Below are 19,633 nucleotides of genomic sequence, written 5' to 3'. Positions count from 1 at the left end.
AGACGTGTCCGGGGCGGTGCGCCCGGGTGACGTGCGGGGGGCGGGGCGCCGGCGGTGGGGCGACCCGCCCGCCGGCGACGGGAGATTCCTTCAGGGGCGCGCCCGGAGGAGGTCGCTCCGGGTGGTCGCCGGGTACAGGTCCGGGGAGACGCCCCCGGCGCGACCGCGACGGGGGCCCCTGCCATGCCTCGGGAGGAACCATGGAAGACGCCCTGCGCGGAGACGACGCCGGGCCCGGAGAGCGGCCCCGGGCCCGACGGCTCTGCGTGCCGGTCAGGCCGGGCCCCGGCGGCTGCGTGCCCCGGCTCTTCCGCACACCGGTCGGCGACCGGACCGCCGTCGCCTTCAGCGCCCCGGCGCGGCTGACGGAGGTCCTGGGCGCCGCGCAGCCGTGGATCGTCCTCGCGGAACCTGCGCTCCGCGCCCTCGTCGAACCGCTCGGCGTCCGTGAGCTGCGCATAGACGCGGCGCTCGGCGCCCCGGTCGCGTAGAGGGCCCGCCAGGAGGGGCGACGAAGGCGCCGGAGAGGCATCGGGGAGGCATCGGGGAGTCGGCGGCGGCCGGCGGCTCGTGAGGCGGTCGTGCCGTCCCGTCCGTCCGGGACGGCCGCCCCGTCCGGGACGGGGCCGTCCTTCCTTCCCGCCTCCGGGAGCACCCGACGGCCGCTCCGGCCTTCGCCGCCACCTCGGTCCCCGTCTCGGTCCCGGTTCCGGTCTCGGGCCCCGCCCCGGTCCCGCGGCGCGCCACGCGTTCGGGACCCGGCGGCCGGAAGCCGGCCCCGGGGCCCTGTTCCCGGGGCCCCGGGGTCCGTTACCGTACCGGCGAGTAACGGGCGGGCGGCCGTCCGTGCCGCACGAGGGGAGCGCCCGATGGACCGCCGGTGGAGCCTGGAGGAGAGCGTGGTCGTGGACGCCCCGCCGGCGCACGTCTACGCACTGGTCTCGGACCTGCGCAACATGGGCCGCTGGAGCCCCGAGTGCCGCTACGTCTGGGTCCCCCGCCCTCCGGCCCGCCCCGGCACCCGCTTCGTCGGCCTCAACCGGCGCGGCCCCTTCGCCTGGCCGACCCTCGGCCGCGTCACCCGGGCCGTCCCGGACCGGGAGTTCGTCTTCGACGTCGGCGTCCTCGGCCTCCCCATCGCCCGCTGGGGCTACCGCTTCGAACCCGAGGGCGACGGCACCCGCCTCACCGAGTTCTGGCAGGACCTGCGCACCGAGGGCCTCCGCGCCCGGGCCGCCGAACTCCTCGGCACCCTCTTCGCCGGAACCGACCCCGCGCGGCGCGTGGCCGTCAACAGCGCCGGCATCCGCACCACCCTGCTCCGCATCGCGGAGACGGCCGCCGAGCCCGCCTGACCGCCGGCAAGCCCGCCCGGCCACCGCCGCGCCCGCGTCGCCCACCGCCGCGTCCTCCCCGCCCCCCGGCGCGCCCTCCCGCCCACCGGACCCCTCCGCCCGACCACCGCCACGCGCCGGCCGCGCCGGCTCCCGCGCCGCGCCGGCTCCCGCGCCGTCCGGGCCTCGCCCGTCCGGCGTACGCCGCGCTGCCGGGGCGGCGCGGAGGCGGAAGGCTCGGAGGACGGCCCCGGGGCGGCCCGGGGGGAAGAGGAACGAGGGACGCCGTGATCAGGAGCCTTGAGGCCATGCCCGCCGGCGTCGTCGGATTCGAGGTGGACGGCAGGATCTCCGCCGAGGACTACCGCGACACGGTCATCCCCGCGCTCACCGGGGCCGCCCGCGCCGGTGAGGTCCGCTTCCTGCTCGTCGTCCCGGAGTTCGACGGGATGAGCGGCGGCGCCGTGTGGCAGGACCTGAGGATGGGGGCGGAGCACCTGCGGGCCTGGAAGCGGGTCGCCCTGGTCACCGACGTCGAGTGGATGTCCCACCTCACCTCGCTGTTCGGCTGGATGAGTCCGGGCGAGACGAAGGTCTTCCCCCTCGCGCGGCGCGACGAGGCCACCGCGTGGGTGGCGTCCTGACCGCCTCCGGGCGCGGCCACCGCGGTCAGGGGCGGTGGACCGGCTCCGGGAGGACGGCCGCGACGAGGCCCGCGCCGTGACCGCCCGCCCCCTCTCCGGGCCCGGAGGACCGGGGGGCCGCCGAGGCCCTGGAGCGGGGCCGCGCCCCGCGGAACCAGGGCGTCGCCCCGTCGCGTAGGGGATGCGTCAAGAGGGGCTCCAAGGGCGTCAGGACGGCGTCAACGGCGCCGGCGAGCGGCCGGAAAGGCTGTTTTCTCATCTCGTCAGAGAAATTCGCTCTTCCTTCTTCTCCGGGAGTTCACGATGGCCGACGTGGCCTTCGTCGTCACCACGATCGCGGTTTTCGCGCTGGTGGCCTTCATCGCCAAGGGGGTGGCCAGGCTGTGAGCGCCGAGAACATCGTCGGTCTGCTGGTGGCCGCCGCCCTGCTGGGTTATCTCGTCCTCGCCCTCGTCAAGCCGGAGAGGTTCTGAGAGCCGAGATGAGTCCTGTCCTGGCTGGAATCCTCCAGCTCCTCGCGCTGGTCGTCGCGCTCGGTCTGTCGTACCGACCGCTGGGTGACCACATGGCGCGCGTCTACTCCTCGGAGAAGCACCACCGGCCCGAGAAGTGGATCTACAAGGCGATCGGCGCGCACCCGGACGCGGAGATGCGCTGGCCGGCCTATCTGCGCGGGGTCCTCGCCTTCTCCGCGGTGAGCGTGCTCTTCCTCTACCTGCTCCAGCGGGTGCAGGGGTCGCTGCCCGGCTCGCTCGGCTTCGTGTCGATCGACCCGGACCAGGCGTTCAACACGGCCGCGTCCTTCGTCGCCAACACCAACTGGCAGTCGTACTACGGCGAGCAGGCCATGGGCCACGTCGTGCAGACCGGCGGCCTCGCGGTGCAGAACTTCGTGTCGGCGGCGGTCGGCATGGCGGTGGCGGTCGCGCTGGTGCGCGGCTTCGCCCGGTCCCGTACGGGCGAGCTGGGCAACTTCTGGGCCGACCTGGTCCGCGGAGTCGTGCGCGTCCTCCTCCCGATCTCGGTGATCGGCGCCCTCGTCCTGGTCGCCTGCGGCGCGATCCAGAACTTCTCCGGCATCCACGAGGTCGGCCAGTTCACGGGCGGCACGCAGCAGTGGAACGGCGGTGCGGTGGCCTCCCAGGAGGTCATCAAGGAACTGGGCACCAACGGCGGCGGTTACTTCAACGCCAACTCCGCCCACCCCTTCGAGAATCCCGACGGGCTGTCGAACCTCTTCGAGATCTATCTGATCCTCGTCATCCCCTTCGCGCTCACCCGCACCTTCGGCCGCATGGTCGGGTCGCTGAAGCAGGGGTACGCGATCCTCGGCACGATGGCCGCGATCTGGATCGGTTCCACCGCGCTGATGATGTGGACCGAATTCGCCCACAACGGCACCGCGTTCGACATCGCGGGCGGGGCGATGGAGGGCAAGGAGACCCGGTTCGGCATCGGCGGGTCCTCGCTCTTCGCCGTCGCCACCACGCTGACCTCCACCGGCGCGGTGAACTCCTTCCACTCCTCGTACACCGGCTTCGGCGGCGGCATCACCCTGCTGGGCATGCAGCTCGGCGAGATCGCGCCCGGGGGTGTCGGCTCCGGCCTCTACGGCATGCTGATCATGGCGGTCATCGCGGTGTTCCTCGCCGGCCTGATGGTCGGCCGCACCCCGGAGTACCTGGGCAAGAAGATCGGCACCCGCGAGATCACCTTCGCGGCCTGCTACATCCTGGTCACCCCGGCCCTCGTCCTCTGCTTCACGGCCGCCTCGTTCGTCCTGGACACCCCGGCGCACTCGATGACCCACTCCGGCGCGCACGGCTTCTCCGAGATCCTGTACGCCTTCACCTCGGGCGCCAACAACAACGGCTCGGCCTTCGCGGGGCTCAACGCCGACACGCAGTGGTTCAACTCGACCCTCGGCATCGCGATGCTGCTGGGCCGGTTCCTGCCGATGGTGTTCGTCCTCGCGCTCGCCGGATCGCTGGCCGAGCAGCGGCCCGTACCCGAGACGGCGGGCACGCTGCGCACCGAGAAGCCCCTCTTCACGGGCCTCCTCGTCGGCACGATCATGATCGTCGCCGGTCTCACCTACTTCCCGGCCCTCGCGCTGGGACCGCTCGCCGAAGGGCTCGCCGCATGAGCACCGTCACCCCCACCCGGCCCACGGAGCCGGAGGCACCCGCAGCGAGGAGCGCCGGGACCGGACGCGTCGGCGGCGGGCTGTTCGACCCCGCCCAGCTGCTCGCCTCCTTCCCGGAGGCGCTCCGCAAGCTCGACCCGCGCGTGATGGTCAAGTCCCCGGTCATGTTCGTGGTGCTGGTCGGCTCGGTCCTCACCACGGTCCTCGCGGTGAGGAACCCGGGCGACCGGTTCGGCTGGGCGATCACCGCCTGGCTCTGGCTCACCACCGTCTTCGCCAACCTCGCCGAGGCCGTCGCCGAGGGCCGGGGGAAGGCGCAGGCCGACACCCTGCGCAAGGCCAGGACCGACACCGTCGCCCGCCGTCTCACCCGGGACGGCACGGGCGAGGAGAAGGTCCCCGGCACCGAGCTCACCCCCGGCGACCTGGTCGTCTGCGAGGCGGGCGACGTCATCCCCGGCGACGGGGACGTCGTCGAGGGCGTCGCGAGCGTCGACGAGTCCGCGATCACCGGCGAGTCCGCCCCCGTCATCCGCGAGTCCGGCGGCGACCGGTGCGCGGTCACGGGCGGTACGAGGGTCCTCTCGGACCGGATCGTCGTGAAGATCACGGCGAAGCCCGGCGAGACCTTCATCGACCGGATGATCGGCCTGGTCGAGGGCGCCGCCCGGCAGAAGACGCCGAACGAGATCGCCCTCAACATCCTCCTCGCCTCCCTCACCATCGTCTTCCTCCTCGTGGTCGTCACGCTGAAGCCGTTCGCGATCTACGCGGGCGCCGACGAGCAGACCTCGCTCATCGTCCTGACGGCCCTGCTCGTCTGCCTGATCCCGACCACCATCGGCGCGCTGCTCTCCGCGATCGGCATCGCCGGCATGGACCGGCTCGTGCAGCGCAACGTGCTGGCGATGTCGGGACGGGCGGTCGAGGCCGCCGGCGACGTGTCGACGCTGCTGCTCGACAAGACCGGCACGATCACGCTGGGCAACCGCCGGGCGTCGGAGTTCGTCCCCGTACGCGGAACCACCGAGGCCGAGGTGGCCGACGCCGCCCAGCTCTCCTCCCTCGCGGACGAGACGCCCGAAGGCCGCTCGATCGTCGTCCTCGCGAAGGAGGGGTACGGCCTGCGCGAACGCCACCGGGGCGAACTGTCCGGTGCCGAGTGGATCGGATTCACCGCCCAGACCCGCATGTCGGGCGTGGACGCGGACGGACGCAAGGTCCGCAAGGGAGCGACCGGTTCGGTCGTCGCGTGGGTGAAGGAGCAGGGCGGCAGCGTCGCCGAGGACGCGCAGGCGCTCACGGACCGGATCTCCCAGGCCGGCGGCACGCCGCTGCTCGTGGCGGTGCGCGACGACAAGGGCGCGCGGGTCCTCGGCGTCATCCACCTCAAGGACGTCGTGAAGGAGGGCATGCGGGAGCGGTTCGACGAGCTGCGCCGCATGGGCATCAGGACCGTCATGATCACGGGTGACAACCCGCTGACCGCGAAGGCGATCGCCGAGGAGGCGGGTGTCGACGACTTCCTCGCCGAGGCCACCCCCGAGGACAAGATGGCCCTCATCAAGCGCGAGCAGGCCGGCGGCAAGCTCGTGGCGATGACCGGTGACGGCACCAACGACGCGCCCGCGCTCGCGCAGGCGGACGTCGGCGTGGCGATGAACACGGGCACGTCGGCCGCCAAGGAGGCCGGCAACATGGTCGACCTCGACTCCGACCCGACCAAGCTCATCGAGATCGTCGAGATCGGCAAGCAGCTCCTCATCACCCGGGGCGCCCTGACGACCTTCTCCCTCGCCAACGACGTCGCGAAGTACTTCGCGATCATCCCCGCCATGTTCGCGGTGGCCTACCCGTCGCTGGACAGGCTCAACATCATGGGCCTGGCCTCGCCCGAGTCGGCGATCCTCTCCGCCGTCGTCTTCAACGCCCTGGTCATCGTCGCCCTCGTGCCGCTCGCCCTCAAGGGCGTGCGCTACCGGCCCTCCAGCGCCGACTCCATGCTCCGCCGCAACCTCTGCGTCTACGGACTCGGCGGCCTGGTCGCCCCCTTCGTCGGCATCAAGCTCATCGACATGCTCCTCTCCCTCATCCCCGGAATCGGTTGATCGCCGCCATGAACAACTCCGTAGGAAACACCGGACGGGTCCTCTGGGCGGGCCTGCGCGCCCTCCTCGTCCTGACCCTGGTCTGCGGCGTGCTCTACCCGCTCGCCGTCACCGGCGTCGCCCAGCTCACCATGCCCGGCAAGGCGAACGGCTCGGAGATCGAGGACGCGAGCGGGAAGGCCGTCGGCTCCGAACTCATCGGCCAGACCTACCTCCTCCCCCTGAAGGAGGGGGAGGAGGCCGCGGCCCCGGACCTGAAGTGGTTCCAGCCCCGCCCCTCCAACGGCCTCGGCACCAACTCCGTCAACACCCGGTACGCGCTCCTCCTCTCCGGAGCCACCAACCGCTCCGGCGACAACGAGGACCTGATCCGGTGGGTGACCGACGCCAAGGCCGCCGTGGTGAAGGACAACTCCACGGCCGACTACCAGGTGAAGCCGTCGGACGTCCCCGCCGACGCCGTCACCTCCTCCGGTTCCGGCCTCGACCCGCACATCTCGCCCCGGTACGCGAAGCTCCAGGTCCACCGCGTCGCCGAGAGGAACGGGCTCACCGTCGCGCAGGTCGAGAAGCTCGTCGCCGACCACACCGACGACCGCGTCCTCGGCTTCATCGGCGAACCCCGGGTCAACGTCCTGAAGCTCAACGTCGCGCTGAAGGCCACCGTGGCGGCCGAGGGCTGAACCGCCCCGGCCGCTCCTCCGCCGGCCGGCCCGGTGCGGACCCGTGCGGCCCCGAGGTCCGCCCCGGCCGCCCGCCGGGGAGGAGCGGCCGTCCGCCGCGGAGGAGCGGCGGGCCCCGTTCCCTCCGGTGCGGCTACGCTGACGGAGCCGTCGCACGCGAACGAAGGACGCCCATGGCCCGCCCCTACCGCCCCGGACCCAGACGGTTCGTCTTCGCCACCGGCGACGGCGACGACCGGCAGGTCTCCGTGGCCGACCCGCAGGAAGCCTACGTGGCGTTCTCCGCGTTCTTCCGGGAGCGGGACGCCGCCACCTACACCATCAGCGACGAACCGGCGCGGCAGCACCTGGTCCTCGTGCCGGGGCAGGGCCTGATCTCCCGGATCGAGGACGCGGGCGTGCGCCGGGCGGAACACCTCCGGGTCGACCGGGGCAACCGCCACCTTCCCGCCGCGATGCTGTTCTTCGAGAACGGATACGCCGGCCTCGACCGCTTCGGCCAGTGGTTCTCCGACCCCGCCGACCTCGACGCGTCACCGGAGACCCGCGGCGCCGCCCGCGCCGCCGCGTTCACGACGGAAGCGGCGGCGATCGAGGAGGTCGCCCGGATCTGGGCGGATGCGGGCATCGTGGACCCGAGCGACCGGTACTACGTCTTCTTCGACTCGCACGGCGTCGACGACGACCGGGCCGAAAGGGCCGAACTGCTCCGGCTGATCGAGTTCCTCGGCGTCGAGCGGGTCGACGCCCCGGCCGGGGCCGCCGGGGGCGAAGTCTGGGTGCGCACCGACCCCCGCCTCGACGCCGCGTGCGCGCGGTGGGCGTGAACGGGCGCCCCGGCACGGGTCCGCGGCACCGCCGTGACGCCCACGCGGCGGCCCCGTCCCGGCCGGTGCCGTTCCCGGGAGGCCCGGGCCGATGAGGGACGTCGTCTTCACCCGGGGGAGCGGCTGGATCCCGATCGTGACCCGCGAGGACGGCGGGCCGAGGCTGACGCTCGGCGCCGGGGCCGACGCCAACCACGAGCCCCGCACGTTCGCGTTCCCGATCCGGGAGGACCATCTCGCGGTCATCCGGGAGGACCTGGCCAGGCACCTGCTGCTGTGGAGCGCGGTCCTTCCGCTGTGCGACGACGCCGGCACCCGGGGCCGGCTCGACGAGGACGCGGCCGTCGCGCTCCTGGACCCGGTCCTCCTCCTCCCGCCCGCGGACGTCGACGCGCTCTTCCGGCGCATCCGGTGGGACAGGGACCGGCTCGTCGCCCACGGGGCCGACGTCGCCCTGCTGGAGCGCGGTCGGGTCTGCGCGGCGATGCGCACGGCGACCGAGACGCCGGACGAGAAGCGCGCCCAGGAGCATCGCGCGGTCCGCCGCCGGGCGGAGCGCGGAGTGGTCCTCGGCCCGCTCGACACCGCGATCCTGAAGTACACCGGCCGGTACCTGCACGGCGGGACGGTCCCGGGACGCAGGCCCCACGCCGTGGACCCCGCGCTGCTGCCCGAGGTCATGCGGGTGGTCGCCACCGCGGAGCGGGCGTGCACCGGGATGCGGATCGGCCTCGATCCGCGACGGGGACGACGCGCCACGGACAAGCGCGCCTGGGACCGGATGGCGGCGGCGGTCGACGCGGCCGTGCGCCGCGCACACCCCGGACTCGCCGACGACGCGGTGCGCACGGTGGGCTTCCTGATGTGCTCGGAGGCCGCGGCCCGCTCCAGGAACACGCCCGCGGAGGAGGACGAGGAGACCGCCGCCGACCGCGCCGGCGCAACGGCCCTGTCGTTCACCGACGACAAGGGCGCCGAGGGGAAGTGGCGGCGGGGCGGTCCCCGCACCGCCGCCGCGGAGTTCTGGGAGTTCGTCGCCGACCGCTCCGCCGCGGACAACGAGGTCTTCACCATCGAGGACGAGGAACGGGGCGAGGGGATCCAGCTCCACTTCTACGCGGACTCCGTCGCCCGGATCACGACGGTGCGGAAGGGAGGCGCCGGGTCGGATCCGGAGTACCGGGTCGAGTACGGCCTGGTCGACGGGATCGAGGGCTACCGGGAGGTGGTGGGCGCCTTCGCCCGCGGCGGCTGCGCCGCACTCGACCGGCACGGCCCCTGGACACCGGACGTCGAGGAGTTCGAGCGCGCACGCCGACGGCGCGGCCCCCGGTAGCCCCGGCCACGAGCCCCGTACGCCGTCGGAGAAGGCCGGCCACAGCCGGTCCCGCCTCTCCAGGTCCACGGACGGACTCGTGCACACCACCGCCGGCGGCTGTCAGGGAGTGGAGTTCTTCCTCCGTCGGCCGCTGCGGGGCCCTCCGGCCCCTTCCGCCCCTTCCGGCCCCTTCCGGATCGTCGCGGGGGGAGAGGAGGCCATCGGGAGGTACGGGTGGTGATCGGGACCCGGGACCCGGGACCCGGGACGGGGGGCGGGGGCGAGAGTCTCCGGCGACGGAGGACAGGATCTGTCCTCGATGCCTTGTAGCGTCCCCGCATGGACTCCCTCCCCACGGTCTCGCGCCGCGCCCTGGGCCGTGCCACCCTCGCCCGCCAGCTGCTCCTCCGGCCCTCGCCGCTCGGGCCCGAGGAGGCCGTGCACCACCTGGTGGGGCTCCAGGCGCAGAACACCAAGCCCCCGTACTACGCCCTCGCCGCCCGCCTCGACGGCTTCCGGCCCGAGCGGCTGTCCGCGCTCATGGAGTCCCGCGCCGTCGCCCGGATCGTCTCCCTGCGCTCCACCGTGCACACCCACACCGCGGGCGACGCCGTCGCCCTGCGCCGGCTCGTCCAGGCGGGGGCGGTCGAGCGGGAGCTGAAGGCCTTCCGCAAGGGCCTCGCCGGCGTGGACCTGGACCGGCTCACCGCCCTGTCGACCGCGTACGTCGAGGAGCGGCCCCGCACCCCGAAGGAGCTGCGGGACCGTCTCCTGCGCGAGTGGCCCGACGCCGACCCGCTCGCCCTCACCGTCGCCGCCCGCTGCCTGCTCCTGATGGTGCAGGTCACCCCGCGCGGACTGTGGCGGCGCAGCGGCCAGGTCGCCCTCACCACCACCGGCGAGTGGTTCGGCGGGCCCGACGGGGAGGCGGCCGCGATCGACGAGACCGTCCTGCGCTACCTCGGCGCCTTCGGCCCCGCCTCCGTCAAGGACATGCAGACCTGGTGCGGGCTCACCCGTCTGCGGCCCGCCTTCGAGCGGCTGCGGCCCCGGCTCCTCGTCCTGCGCGACGAGCGGGGCACCGAGCTCTTCGACCTGCCCGACGCGCCCCGCCCCGACGCGGCCACCCCGGCGCCGCCGCGCCTCCTGCCCGAGTTCGACAACCTCCTGCTCTCGCACGCCGACCGCACCCGGATCGTCCCCGCCGAGCTGAAGGGACGCACCTGGACCGGCAACCAGGCCCACCGCGTGTTCCTCCTCGACGGGACGCTCGCCGGGCTCTGGTACCTGGAGGAGGCCAAGGAGCGCACCACCCTCACGGTCGAGCCCTTCGGCCGGATCACGCGCGCCGACCGCGCGGCCCTCGCGGACGAGGCCGAGCGGATCCTGCGCCTCACCGTGCCCGACGGCGACGCGTACGACCTCGTCCTGCCCTCCTAGGGCCTCCGGGCCCCGGTCCCGCCCCGCCTCCCCGGGGCCTGCGGGCTACGGCAGCGCGCCCGCCCGGCGGGCCGCCACGACCGCCTCCAGGCGGGTGTGCGCGCCGAGCTTCCGCATGGCCGAGCGCAGATAGCCCTTGACCGTCTCCGGGCGCAGGCCGAGCCGCTGGGCGGCCGCCGCGTTGGTGGCGCCGGACGCGACCGCCGCCAGGACGTCCGTCTCGCGCGGGGTCAGCCCCACACCGGGCACCGGCGTCCGGCCGGACGCCGCCTCCAGGCGTCCGCAGACCGCGAGCAGCCGCTGCCGCAGCTCCGCGTCCAGGACCTGCGGGGCGAGCGCGCGCAGCTCGCCGTGGGCCTGCCGGACCTCCTCCCACGAGGGGCCGGGGCGGTCGGGCGCGGGCGCCCGCGCCGCCCCGGCGAGCCGGCCGGCCTCGTCCCGCACCGCCAGTGCCTGCTCCACGTCCCGGGCCGCCGCGACCGCCGCGTCGAAGACCCGCTCGCCGAGCGGCAGCGCGTCGCGCAGCGCCCCGTACAGCACCCCGCGCACCCGCCGCCGGACGACCACCGGCACCGCGATCACCGACCGCAGGCCCTCCGCCGACACCGGGACGTCGTACTCGTGGGTGATGTGCCGGGCCACCGGGTAGTCGGTGACCGCGCAGGGGCGGGCGAGCGCCAGGCACTTGCCGCCCAGGCCGTTGCCGGGGGAGATCGCCAGGCCGTGGAGGGCCGTGGTCACCGCCCCGTGCAGCTCGGCTATGCGCAGCGGCCTGCCGCCGTCCCGCACCAGGCCGCCGAAGACCACGGGCAGCCCGCTGCCGCGCCGCAGCCGCACCAGCGCGGCCCGCAGCTCGGCCCCCTCGCTCCGCTCGGACACGGAAGAACGCCCCTTCCTCCACGCCTTCACCCCCGAACGGGGGTGGTGAGACCCGGGTCACCGATTACACGATGGGCGGGACCGGTCCCGCAACGAGGAGGACACATGACGGCTACCAGCGCGACCGAGGAGTTCCGGAACGCCCGGGACTTCCTGCTCCGGCACCGCGAGGACTACGAGGCGGCCCGCGACGGCTTCGCCTGGCCCCGCCCCGACCGGTTCAACTGGGCGCTGGAGTGGTTCGACGTCATCGCCGAGGGCAACGACCGCACCGCCCTGCACATCGTCGAGGAGGACGGCTCCGAGACCAGGGTGAGCTTCGCGGAGATGTCCGCCCGCTCGAACCGGGTCGCGAACTGGCTCCGCGCCCAGGGCGTCCGCGCCGGGGACCGGATCATCGTGATGCTGGGCAACCAGACCGAGCTGTGGGAGACCATGCTCGCCGCGATGAAGCTGCGCGCCGTCGTCATCCCCGCCACCCCGCTGCTCGGCCCCGCGGACCTCCGCGACCGGGTCGAGCGCGGCCGGGCCCGGCACGTGATCGTGCGCTCCGAGGACACCGCGAAGTTCGCCGGCGTGCCCGGCGACTACACCCGCATCTCGGTCGGCGGCGACGGGGTGGACTGGCTGGGGTACGAGCACTCCGCCCGCGAGCCGGACGTCTTCGAGCCCGACGGCGACACCCTCGCCCACGACACCCTGATGCTGTACTTCACCTCCGGCACCACCGCCCGCCCCAAGCTCGTCGAGCAGACCCACACCTCCTACCCGGTGGGCCACCTGGCGACGATGTACTGGATCGGGCTGAAGCCCGGCGACGTCCACCTGAACATCTCCTCGCCCGGCTGGGCCAAGCACGCCTGGTCCAACCTCTTCGCCCCGTGGAACGCCGAGGCGACCGTCTTCATCCACCACTACACGCGCTTCGACGCGGGCCGCCTGATGGCCGAGATGGAGCGCCACGGCGTCACCTCCTTCTGCGCCCCGCCGACCGTGTGGCGGATGCTGATCCAGTCCGACCTGAGCCGGCTCGCCACCCCGCCGCGCGAGGCCGTCGCCGCGGGCGAGCCGCTGAACCCCGAGGTCATCGCGGCGGTCCGGCGCGGCTGGGGCGTCACCATCCGGGACGGCTTCGGCCAGACCGAGACGGCCGTCCAGGTCTCCAACAGCCCCGGCCAGCGGCTGAAGGAGGGCTCCATGGGCCGCCCCAGCCCCGGGTACGCGGTCACCCTCGTCGACCCGGTGACCGGCCGCAGGGACGTGGCGGAGGGCGAGATCTGCCTCGACCTGTCCGCCCACCCGGTGGGTCTGATGACCGGCTACCACGGCGACCCGGAGAAGACGGCCGAGGCGATGGCCGGCGGCCTCTACCGCACCGGTGACATCGGCAGCCGCGACGAGGACGGCTACCTCCACTACGTGGGCCGCGCCGACGACGTCTTCAAGGCCTCCGACTACAAGATCAGCCCGTTCGAGCTGGAGAGCGCGCTCCTGGAGCACGAGTCCGTCGCCGAGGCGGCCGTCGTCCCGGCGCCCGACCCGCTGCGGCTCGCCGTCCCGAAGGCGTACGTCGTCCTCGCCGAGGGCTTCACACCGGACGCGGAGACCGCCCGCGCCCTCTTCGCCCACTCGCGGGCCGTCCTCGCCCCGTACAAGCGGGTCCGCCGCATCGAGTTCGCCGAGCTGCCGAAGACCGTCTCCGGCAAGATCCGGCGGGTCGAGCTGCGCCGCCTGACCGCCGAAGGGGCCTCCACGGGCCCGGAGTTCACGGAAGGAGACCTGGTGTGACCGGTACGGAGACCAGTTACGCGCACGGGGTGGCGGACACCCCGCTCCTCGGCGACACCATCGGCGCCGACCTCGACCGGGCGGTCGCCGCCTGGCCCGACCGCGAGGCCCTGGTCGACGTGGCCGGCGGCCGCCGCTGGACCTACGCCGAGTTCGGCGCCGCCGTCGACCGGATCGCGGGGGCGCTCCTCGGCAGCGGCGTCCGCAAGGGCGACCGGGTCGGGATCTGGGCGGTCAACTGCCCCGAGTGGGTCCTCGTCCAGTACGCCACGGCCCGGATCGGCGCCGTCATGGTGACCGTCAACCCGGCCTACCGCTCCCACGAACTCGCCTATGTGCTGAGGCAGTCGGGGATCTCGACGCTCTTCGCCTCGCTCGCCCACCGCACCAGCGACTACCGGGCGATGGTCGAGGAGGTCCGGGCCGACTGTCCCGGCCTGCGGGAGGCGGTGTACTTCGGCGACGCGAGCTGGGAGGAGTTCGCCGCGCGCCCGTCCGGCGGCCTCGTCCCCGAGCCGCTCTCCGCCGACGAGCCGGTCAACATCCAGTACACCTCGGGCACCACCGGCTTCCCCAAGGGCGCCACGCTCTCCCACCACAACATCCTCAACAACGGCTATTTCGTGGGCGAGATGATCGCCTACACCGAGCGGGACCGGATCTGCGTGCCGGTCCCCTTCTACCACTGCTTCGGCATGGTGATGGGCAATCTGGCGGCCACCTCGCACGGCGCCTGCATCGTCATCCCGGCCCCCTCCTTCGACCCGGCCGCGACCCTCCGCGCGGTCCAGGAGGAGCGCTGCACCTCGCTCTACGGGGTCCCCACGATGTTCATCGCGGAACTGGACCTCCCGGACTTCGCCTCGTACGACCTCTCCTCGCTGCGCACCGGCATCATGGCGGGCTCGCCGTGTCCGGTGGAGGTGATGAAGCGGGTGGTCGCGGAGATGAACATGACCGAGGTGTCGATCTGTTACGGCATGACGGAGACCTCGCCGGTCTCCACCCAGACCCGCCGCGACGACGACCTGGAGCGGCGCACCGGCACCGTCGGCCGGGTCCTCCCGCACGTCGAGGTGAAGGTGGTGGACCCGGCCTCCGGGCTCACCGTGCCGCGCGGCACCGCGGGCGAACTGTGCACCCGCGGCTACGGCGTGATGCTCGGCTACTGGGACGAGCCGGAGAAGACGGCGGAGGCCGTCGACGCGGGCCGCTGGATGCACACCGGCGACCTGGCCGTGATGCGCGAGGACGGGTACGTCGAGATCGTCGGCCGCATCAAGGACATGATCATCCGGGGCGGCGAGAACGTGTACCCGCGCGAGATCGAGGAGTTCCTCCACGGGCACCCCGGGATCGCCGACGTGCAGGTCGTCGGCGTCCCCGACGAGCGGTACGGCGAGGAGGTGCTGGCCTGCGTGATCCCGCGCGACCCGGCCGCCCCGCCGACCCTCGACGACATCACCGCCTTCTGCCGCGACCGCCTCGCCCACTACAAGGTCCCGCGCCGGGTCGAGGTCCTCGCCGAGTTCCCGATGACGGTGAGCGGCAAGGTGCGCAAGGTGGAACTGAGGGAGCGGTACCGGGAGTAGGACGGGCCCTGCGGGGCGGACCGGGGCGGACCGGATCCTCCGGCCGGGCCCCGGCCTCGCATCCGGCCGGTTCAGGGCCGGGGCGGACCGGTCCTCCGGGTCAGGCCGGGCTCCCCGCGAGCTCCCGGCGCATGCAGATCCGGGGCCAGGCCGCCAGGCCGTGGGCGGCCTCGGCCCGGCTGATGGCCAGCAGGCCGTCGGTGAGGCCGGGGTCGCCGTCGGCGAGCGGACGGAAGCCGAGCCGGGCGTAGTACGGGGCGTTCCACGGCACTTCGGTGAAGGTCGTCAGGGTCAGGGCCGTCAGGCCCTCCTCCCGGGCGGCCGCCGCCAGGTGCTCGATGAGCTCCCGGCCGACGCCCCGGCGGGCCGCGGCGGGGTGCACGGAGACCTGCTCGATGTGGGCGGCCCCGTCGACGGTCTCCGCGAGCAGGTAGGCGACGGGCCGGTCGGCCCCGTCGACCGCGACCCAGGCCCGGCCCGCCGCGCGGTACCCCTCCAGCACGTCCAGCGGGAGGGGCTCGTCGTCGGCGATCGCGGTCATCCCGAGGGTGCGGAAGGGTTCGCCCGCCGCGCGCTCGATGGACTGGAGCAGCGGGAGTTCGGCCGGTGCGGCAGCTCGGATGCGCATACGCCAGTATGGCCCCGCCTCAGCGCCGGTCGGAGGGGCGGCGGCCGAGCAGCCCCCCGTCGCGGGAGAAGCGCGGCAGGAAGAGGGCGAGCGCGGGGTCGCCGTACAGCGCCACGTACAGCCGGACCAGCCGTCCGTCCGTCACCTCGCTCCGGTGCGCGGGCAGCGGGTGCCGCTCCCGCAGCTCGGCCAGGAGCCGCCGGGCAGCGCGGGTCGCGGGCGGCAGCCGGAGCAGGGCGAGGGCGGCGAGGAGGACCGGCACCGCCGTCGCCAGGACGGCCGCGGTCCCCGGTCCGTCCCCGGTGGCCGCGCCCGCGAGCACGCCCGCCACGAGGGTCGCCGGCGCGGCGGCCAGCAGCAGCCGGGCCGCGCGGTGGCGACCCGGCGGCCGCAGCAGCCCCGTCCGCCCCAGCTCGCCCCGCAGGCCGTCCACCGCCCGGCGCGTCTCGGGGCGGAGGGTCAGCGCGCGCAGGGCCAGGGCGTTGCGGAGCGAGCGGTGGACGCCGAGCTGGACCGGGTCCCGGGTGCGGCCCGGCCCGCCATTGGCCCGAACCGTGTGTTTGCGCCCGGCCGCGACCGCGCCGTGCTGGTGCAGCGCCACCAGCGCGACCGTCACCGCCGCCCGCCGTCCGCCGCGCAGCAGAGCCAGCGCCTCGGGCCCGGGCACCGCGCCGGCGGGGCCCGGGCCCCCGCCCCGGCCGGGTGCGCACAGCAGCACCGCCGCGACCAGCAGTTCGGCCCAGGCGGCCGCGGCCGCCGCCATGAACCACCCTGTCCCCGTCCCCATGCCCGCCACCCCCCACGGTGTTTCTGCCCGGGGGACCGTGATCATCACGCGTGGATGGCCGGATCCGTTCGCTCGAAGGCGCGGTACGGATCAGATGGCGCCGCCCGACGTGAGTTCGTCGGCCGCGTTGTTCACGGGCTGCGGGGTCCCGGTGAGGTCGAGGACGAAGAGCGGCAGCCCTATCTCGGCGGCGCGGGACCGGGCCTCCGGGGTGTAGCCGGCGAGCGAGAAGAAGACGCTCACGGCGGAGGCGCTGAGTCCGTTCAGCCACAGGCACTCCACGGCCCGCAGTCCGGCCGGCCGGGTGCTCGGGTCGACCTGGGCGACGAGCCCGGGGCCGCGCAGGTCCACCCCGGCGGAGCGCCGGTCCTCGGGCTGCACGATCTCCCGGAAGCCGAGCCACTGGAGGTACGTGGCGGCGGCGGCCACGGCGTCCCGCGCGGTCCTGATCGTCACCGGCCGGAACGCGCCGCGCGCCGCGGCGGGCCGGGGCGCGGTCGGCGGCAGCGGGATGTGGACGGGGTACCGCTCGGCGAAGGACCGGGGCGGGGCGCCGAACCAGTCCGAGGGAGGCGCGCCGGGATCGCCCCCGGGAGCCTGCGGCCCGGGGAACGGGGCCGGCTCCTCCCGGTCCGCCCGCAGGCTCCAGGGCTCACCGGCCTCCCAGGCCGCGTCCGCGTCCACGGCGTCCGTGGCGTCAACGGCGTCCACGGCGTCCTCCGCGTCCGGGACGCCCCAGGCCACGCCGGTCTCCGTGGTCTCCTCTCCGTCCCAGGAGCCCCCGGCCTCCCAGAGCTCCCCGGCCTCCCCGGCGACTCCGTCGTCCCAGGGGTCTCCGAGGCCGCAGGCTTCCCCGATTTCCCCGGCTCCCCCGATTTCCCCGGTCGCCCCGGTGTTCCCGTCCTCTCCGGCGTTCCCGTCCCCCTCGGCCTCCCCCTCCGCCTCCTCCTCCGGGGCGGCGAAGAGGCCGGGAGGGGCGGGGGAGGGCTCCGGGCCGGCGGAGGCGGGCGGGGCGTGTCCGGCCGGGCCGTGCGGGTCGGAGCCGTACTCCCGTCCTCCGTCCTCGGCGGTCTCCGGTTCCCCGGGGACGGGGGTCACCGGGACGCGCAGGACGGCTCCGCAGGCGCAGCCCAGCTCCGGCTGCGGCCACTGGTCCTCGCGGCCGCAGGCGAGGCAGCGGACGGTGACCCACTCCTCCCGCCAGTTCCGGCGCCGGAGCGGCTCGGCCGCCGCGTCCGGGTCCAGGCGCGGGGCGACCGGGTTCCCGCAGGGGCAGGGGAAGGCGGGGGCCGCGAACACATGGCTCCGCCGGCATGCGGGGCAGCGCACCGACAGCGATTCACCCATACCGAACCCCCTCTTCCCGTGCGCCCATCGTCCACCCTTCCGGCCGCGCGGGGGTGCGACTTCGGCCATCGGACGGGGTCCTCGGGCGGCTTTCGGGTGCCCGTCTGGTGGGCGGTGCCTTGACGGCTTCCCGACCCCCACTTACATTGCTTCCGTATAGCAGAACAGTTCTTCCGCATTACGGAAACAGGACCGGGCGGCCCGCCCGGAACCTGCGACCGACCGGCCGAGCAGGAGCACTCCCATGCCTCGTATGACCGCCGCCGCAGCGGCCGTTGAGATCCTCAAGCGCGAAGGCGTCACCAACGCGTTCGGCGTGCCCGGCGCGGCGATCAACCCCTTCTACCGCGAGCTCAAGAACGTCGGCGGCATCGCCCACACGCTGGCCCGCCACGTCGAGGGCGCCTCCCACATGGCGGAGGGCTACACCCGCGCCAAGGCCGGCAACATCGGTGTCTGCATCGGCACCTCCGGCCCCGCCGGCACCGACATGATCACCGGCCTGTACTCGGCGATCGCCGACTCGATCCCGATCCTCTGCATCACGGGCCAGGCCCCGGTCTCGAAGCTCCACAAGGAGGACTTCCAGGCCGTCGACATCGCCTCGATCGCCAAGCCCGTCACCAAGGCCGCCACCACGGTCCTGGAGGCCGCGCAGGTCCCCGGCGTCTTCCAGCAGGCCTTCCACCTGATGCGCTCCGGCCGTCCCGGCCCGGTCCTCATCGACCTGCCGATCGACGTCCAGCTCACCGAGATCGAGTTCGACCCGGAGACCTACGAGCCGCTGCCGGTCTACAAGCCGCAGGCCACCCGCGCCCAGGCCGAGAAGGCGCTCTCCTTCCTGCTGGAGGCCGAGCGCCCGCTGATCGTCGCCGGCGGCGGCATCATCAACGCCGACGCCACCGACCTCCTCGTCGAGTTCGCCGAGCTGACGAACATCCCGGTCATCTCCACCCTCATGGGCTGGGGCACCATCCCGGACGACCACGAGCTCGCCGCCGGCATGGTCGGCGTCCAGACCGCGCACCGCTACGGCAACGCGACCTTCCTGGAGTCCGACACGGTCATCGGCATCGGCAACCGCTGGGCCAACCGCCACACCGGCTACAACCTCGACGCCTACACGGCCGGCCGGAAGTTCGTCCACGTCGACATCGAGCCCACCCAGCTCGGCAAGATCTTCGCCCCGGACTACGGCATCGCCTCCGACGCCAAGGCCGCCCTGGAGCTCTTCGTCGCCATCGCCAAGGAGTGGAAGGCCGAGGGCAAGCTCCCCGACTTCACCGCCTGGGCCGCCTCCGCGCAGGACCGCAAGGCCACCCTCCAGCGCCGCACGCACTTCGACGACGTGCCGATCAAGCCGCAGCGCGTCTACGAGGAGATGAACAAGGCCTTCGGCCCGGAGACCCGGTACGTCACCACCATCGGCCTCTCCCAGATCGCCGCCGCGCAGTTCCTGCACGTCTACAAGCCGCGCCACTGGATCAACTGCGGCCAGGCCGGCCCGCTCGGCTGGACCATCCCGGCCGCCATCGGCGCCGCCACCGCCGACCCGGAGACCCCGGTCGTCGCGCTCTCCGGCGACTACGACTTCCAGTTCATGATCGAGGAGCTGGCGGTCGCCGCCCAGCACAAGGTCCCCTACGTCCACGTCCTCGTGAACAACGCCTACCTCGGCCTCATCCGGCAGGCGCAGGGCGGCCTCGGCATCAACTTCGAGGTCAACCTCGAGTTCGAGAACATCAACACCCCCGAGATCGGCGTCTACGGCGTCGACCACGTCAAGGTCGCCGAGGGCCTCGGCGTCAAGGCGATCCGCGTCACCGACCCGGAGAAGCTGGGCGAGGCCCTGGAGCAGGCCAAGAAGCTGGCCGTCGAGCACCAGGTCCCGGTCGTCGTCGAGGCGATCCTGGAGCGCATCACCAACATCGCCATGAGCAAGACCGTCGACATGAGCGACGTCACCGAGTTCGAGGACCTGGCCACCGAGCCCGGCCACGCGCCCACCGCGATCAAGCCGCTCGCGGTCTGATCGCCTCCTCCGGGGCCCGTCCCCGGCCCACGTGCCCGGCCGGCTCCATCCGGCCGGGCACGCGGCGGTTACCGTGGACA

Annotated in this window: 17 protein-coding genes; 13 read left to right on the top strand and 4 right to left on the bottom strand. The window is 73.9% G+C overall.

Translation table 11 applies throughout. The annotated features are described in order from the left end of the window. Positions 1–200 precede the first annotated feature (200 nt). The 10 genes from IE287_RS10230 (at position 201) to IE287_RS10185 (ending at position 10,500) form a co-directional block, all read left to right on the top strand. Positions 201–491 carry an SAV_915 family protein gene (locus tag IE287_RS10230; RefSeq protein ID WP_189848610.1) on the top strand — a complete coding sequence of 97 codons (291 nt, stop codon included), beginning with the start codon at positions 201–203 and terminating at the stop codon, positions 489–491. Between the two features lie 378 nt (positions 492–869). Beyond that, on the top strand, positions 870–1,355 hold the full coding sequence (locus tag IE287_RS10225) for an SRPBCC family protein (RefSeq protein WP_189848609.1): 486 nt from the start codon (positions 870–872) through the stop codon (positions 1,353–1,355). A 266-nt stretch (positions 1,356–1,621) separates the two neighbouring features. Continuing rightward, on the top strand, positions 1,622–1,978 hold the full coding sequence (locus IE287_RS10220; RefSeq protein ID WP_189848608.1) for a SpoIIAA family protein: 357 nt from the start codon (positions 1,622–1,624) through the stop codon (positions 1,976–1,978). 383 nt (positions 1,979–2,361) lie between these two features. Further along, positions 2,362–2,451, top strand: coding sequence for a K(+)-transporting ATPase subunit F (gene kdpF, locus IE287_RS10215; protein WP_033204243.1), 90 nt, complete (start codon positions 2,362–2,364; stop codon positions 2,449–2,451). Positions 2,452–2,459: 8 nt separating this feature from the next. Then, positions 2,460–4,124 carry a potassium-transporting ATPase subunit KdpA gene (kdpA, locus tag IE287_RS10210; RefSeq protein WP_189848607.1) on the top strand — a complete coding sequence of 555 codons (1,665 nt, stop codon included), beginning with the start codon at positions 2,460–2,462 and terminating at the stop codon, positions 4,122–4,124. Then, positions 4,121–6,232 carry a potassium-transporting ATPase subunit KdpB gene (gene kdpB, locus IE287_RS10205; RefSeq protein WP_189848606.1) on the top strand — a complete coding sequence of 704 codons (2,112 nt, stop codon included), beginning with the start codon at positions 4,121–4,123 and terminating at the stop codon, positions 6,230–6,232. Before kdpA ends, kdpB begins: the two co-directional genes overlap by 4 nt. Before the next feature lie 8 nt (positions 6,233–6,240). Next, positions 6,241–6,915: a potassium-transporting ATPase subunit C gene (locus IE287_RS10200; RefSeq protein ID WP_189848605.1), complete on the top strand. Its 675-nt coding sequence runs from the start codon at positions 6,241–6,243 to the stop codon at positions 6,913–6,915. 173 nt (positions 6,916–7,088) lie between these two features. Then, the gene (locus tag IE287_RS10195) at positions 7,089–7,742 is read left to right on the top strand and encodes a hypothetical protein (protein ID WP_189848604.1); all 654 of its coding nucleotides are present in this window, start codon (positions 7,089–7,091) and stop codon (positions 7,740–7,742) included. 91 nt (positions 7,743–7,833) lie between these two features. Continuing rightward, positions 7,834–9,078, top strand: a complete 1,245-nt coding sequence (locus IE287_RS10190) for a DUF6357 family protein (protein WP_189848603.1) — start codon at positions 7,834–7,836, stop codon at positions 9,076–9,078. Between the two features lie 321 nt (positions 9,079–9,399). Then, positions 9,400–10,500, top strand: coding sequence for a winged helix DNA-binding domain-containing protein (locus tag IE287_RS10185; RefSeq protein ID WP_189848602.1), 1,101 nt, complete (start codon positions 9,400–9,402; stop codon positions 10,498–10,500). Between the two features lie 45 nt (positions 10,501–10,545). Here IE287_RS10185 and IE287_RS10180 read toward each other — a convergent pair whose 3' ends face one another. Continuing rightward, complete coding sequence (locus IE287_RS10180) at positions 10,546–11,379, bottom strand: helix-turn-helix transcriptional regulator (RefSeq protein ID WP_189848601.1); 834 nt, start codon at positions 11,377–11,379, stop codon at positions 10,546–10,548. Positions 11,380–11,484: 105 nt separating this feature from the next. On the opposite strand from IE287_RS10180, the gene IE287_RS10175 reads away from it, so the two are divergent. Continuing rightward, positions 11,485–13,167 carry an AMP-binding protein gene (locus IE287_RS10175; RefSeq protein ID WP_189848600.1) on the top strand — a complete coding sequence of 561 codons (1,683 nt, stop codon included), beginning with the start codon at positions 11,485–11,487 and terminating at the stop codon, positions 13,165–13,167. After that, positions 13,164–14,759, top strand: coding sequence for an AMP-binding protein (locus tag IE287_RS10170; RefSeq protein ID WP_189848599.1), 1,596 nt, complete (start codon positions 13,164–13,166; stop codon positions 14,757–14,759). Before IE287_RS10175 ends, IE287_RS10170 begins: the two co-directional genes overlap by 4 nt. 100 nt (positions 14,760–14,859) lie before the next feature. Here IE287_RS10170 and IE287_RS10165 read toward each other — a convergent pair whose 3' ends face one another. From IE287_RS10165 to IE287_RS39400, 3 genes are all read right to left on the bottom strand, one after another. Next, the gene (locus tag IE287_RS10165; RefSeq protein ID WP_189848598.1) at positions 14,860–15,387 is read right to left on the bottom strand and encodes a GNAT family N-acetyltransferase; all 528 of its coding nucleotides are present in this window, start codon (positions 15,385–15,387) and stop codon (positions 14,860–14,862) included. A gap of 19 nt (positions 15,388–15,406) precedes the next feature. After that, positions 15,407–16,174, bottom strand: a complete 768-nt coding sequence (locus IE287_RS10160) for a TIGR04222 domain-containing membrane protein (protein WP_189848597.1) — start codon at positions 16,172–16,174, stop codon at positions 15,407–15,409. Positions 16,175–16,264: 90 nt separating this feature from the next. Then, positions 16,265–17,473 carry a hypothetical protein gene (locus tag IE287_RS39400; RefSeq protein ID WP_373307823.1) on the bottom strand — a complete coding sequence of 403 codons (1,209 nt, stop codon included), beginning with the start codon at positions 17,471–17,473 and terminating at the stop codon, positions 16,265–16,267. A 292-nt stretch (positions 17,474–17,765) separates the two neighbouring features. Here IE287_RS39400 and gcl point away from each other — a divergent pair, with 292 nt between their 5' ends. After that, positions 17,766–19,553 (top strand): glyoxylate carboligase, encoded by a 1,788-nt coding sequence (gene gcl, locus IE287_RS10150; RefSeq protein WP_189848596.1) that lies wholly within the window; start codon positions 17,766–17,768, stop codon positions 19,551–19,553. Positions 19,554–19,633: the final 80 nt, after the last annotated feature.

The sequence above is a fragment of the Streptomyces omiyaensis genome, assembly GCF_014650895.1.
Classification (GTDB): Bacteria; Actinomycetota; Actinomycetes; order Streptomycetales; family Streptomycetaceae; genus Streptomyces; species Streptomyces omiyaensis.
Note: the sequence above shows the minus strand (reverse complement) of the source record. Positions and strands in the feature narration are given on the sequence as shown.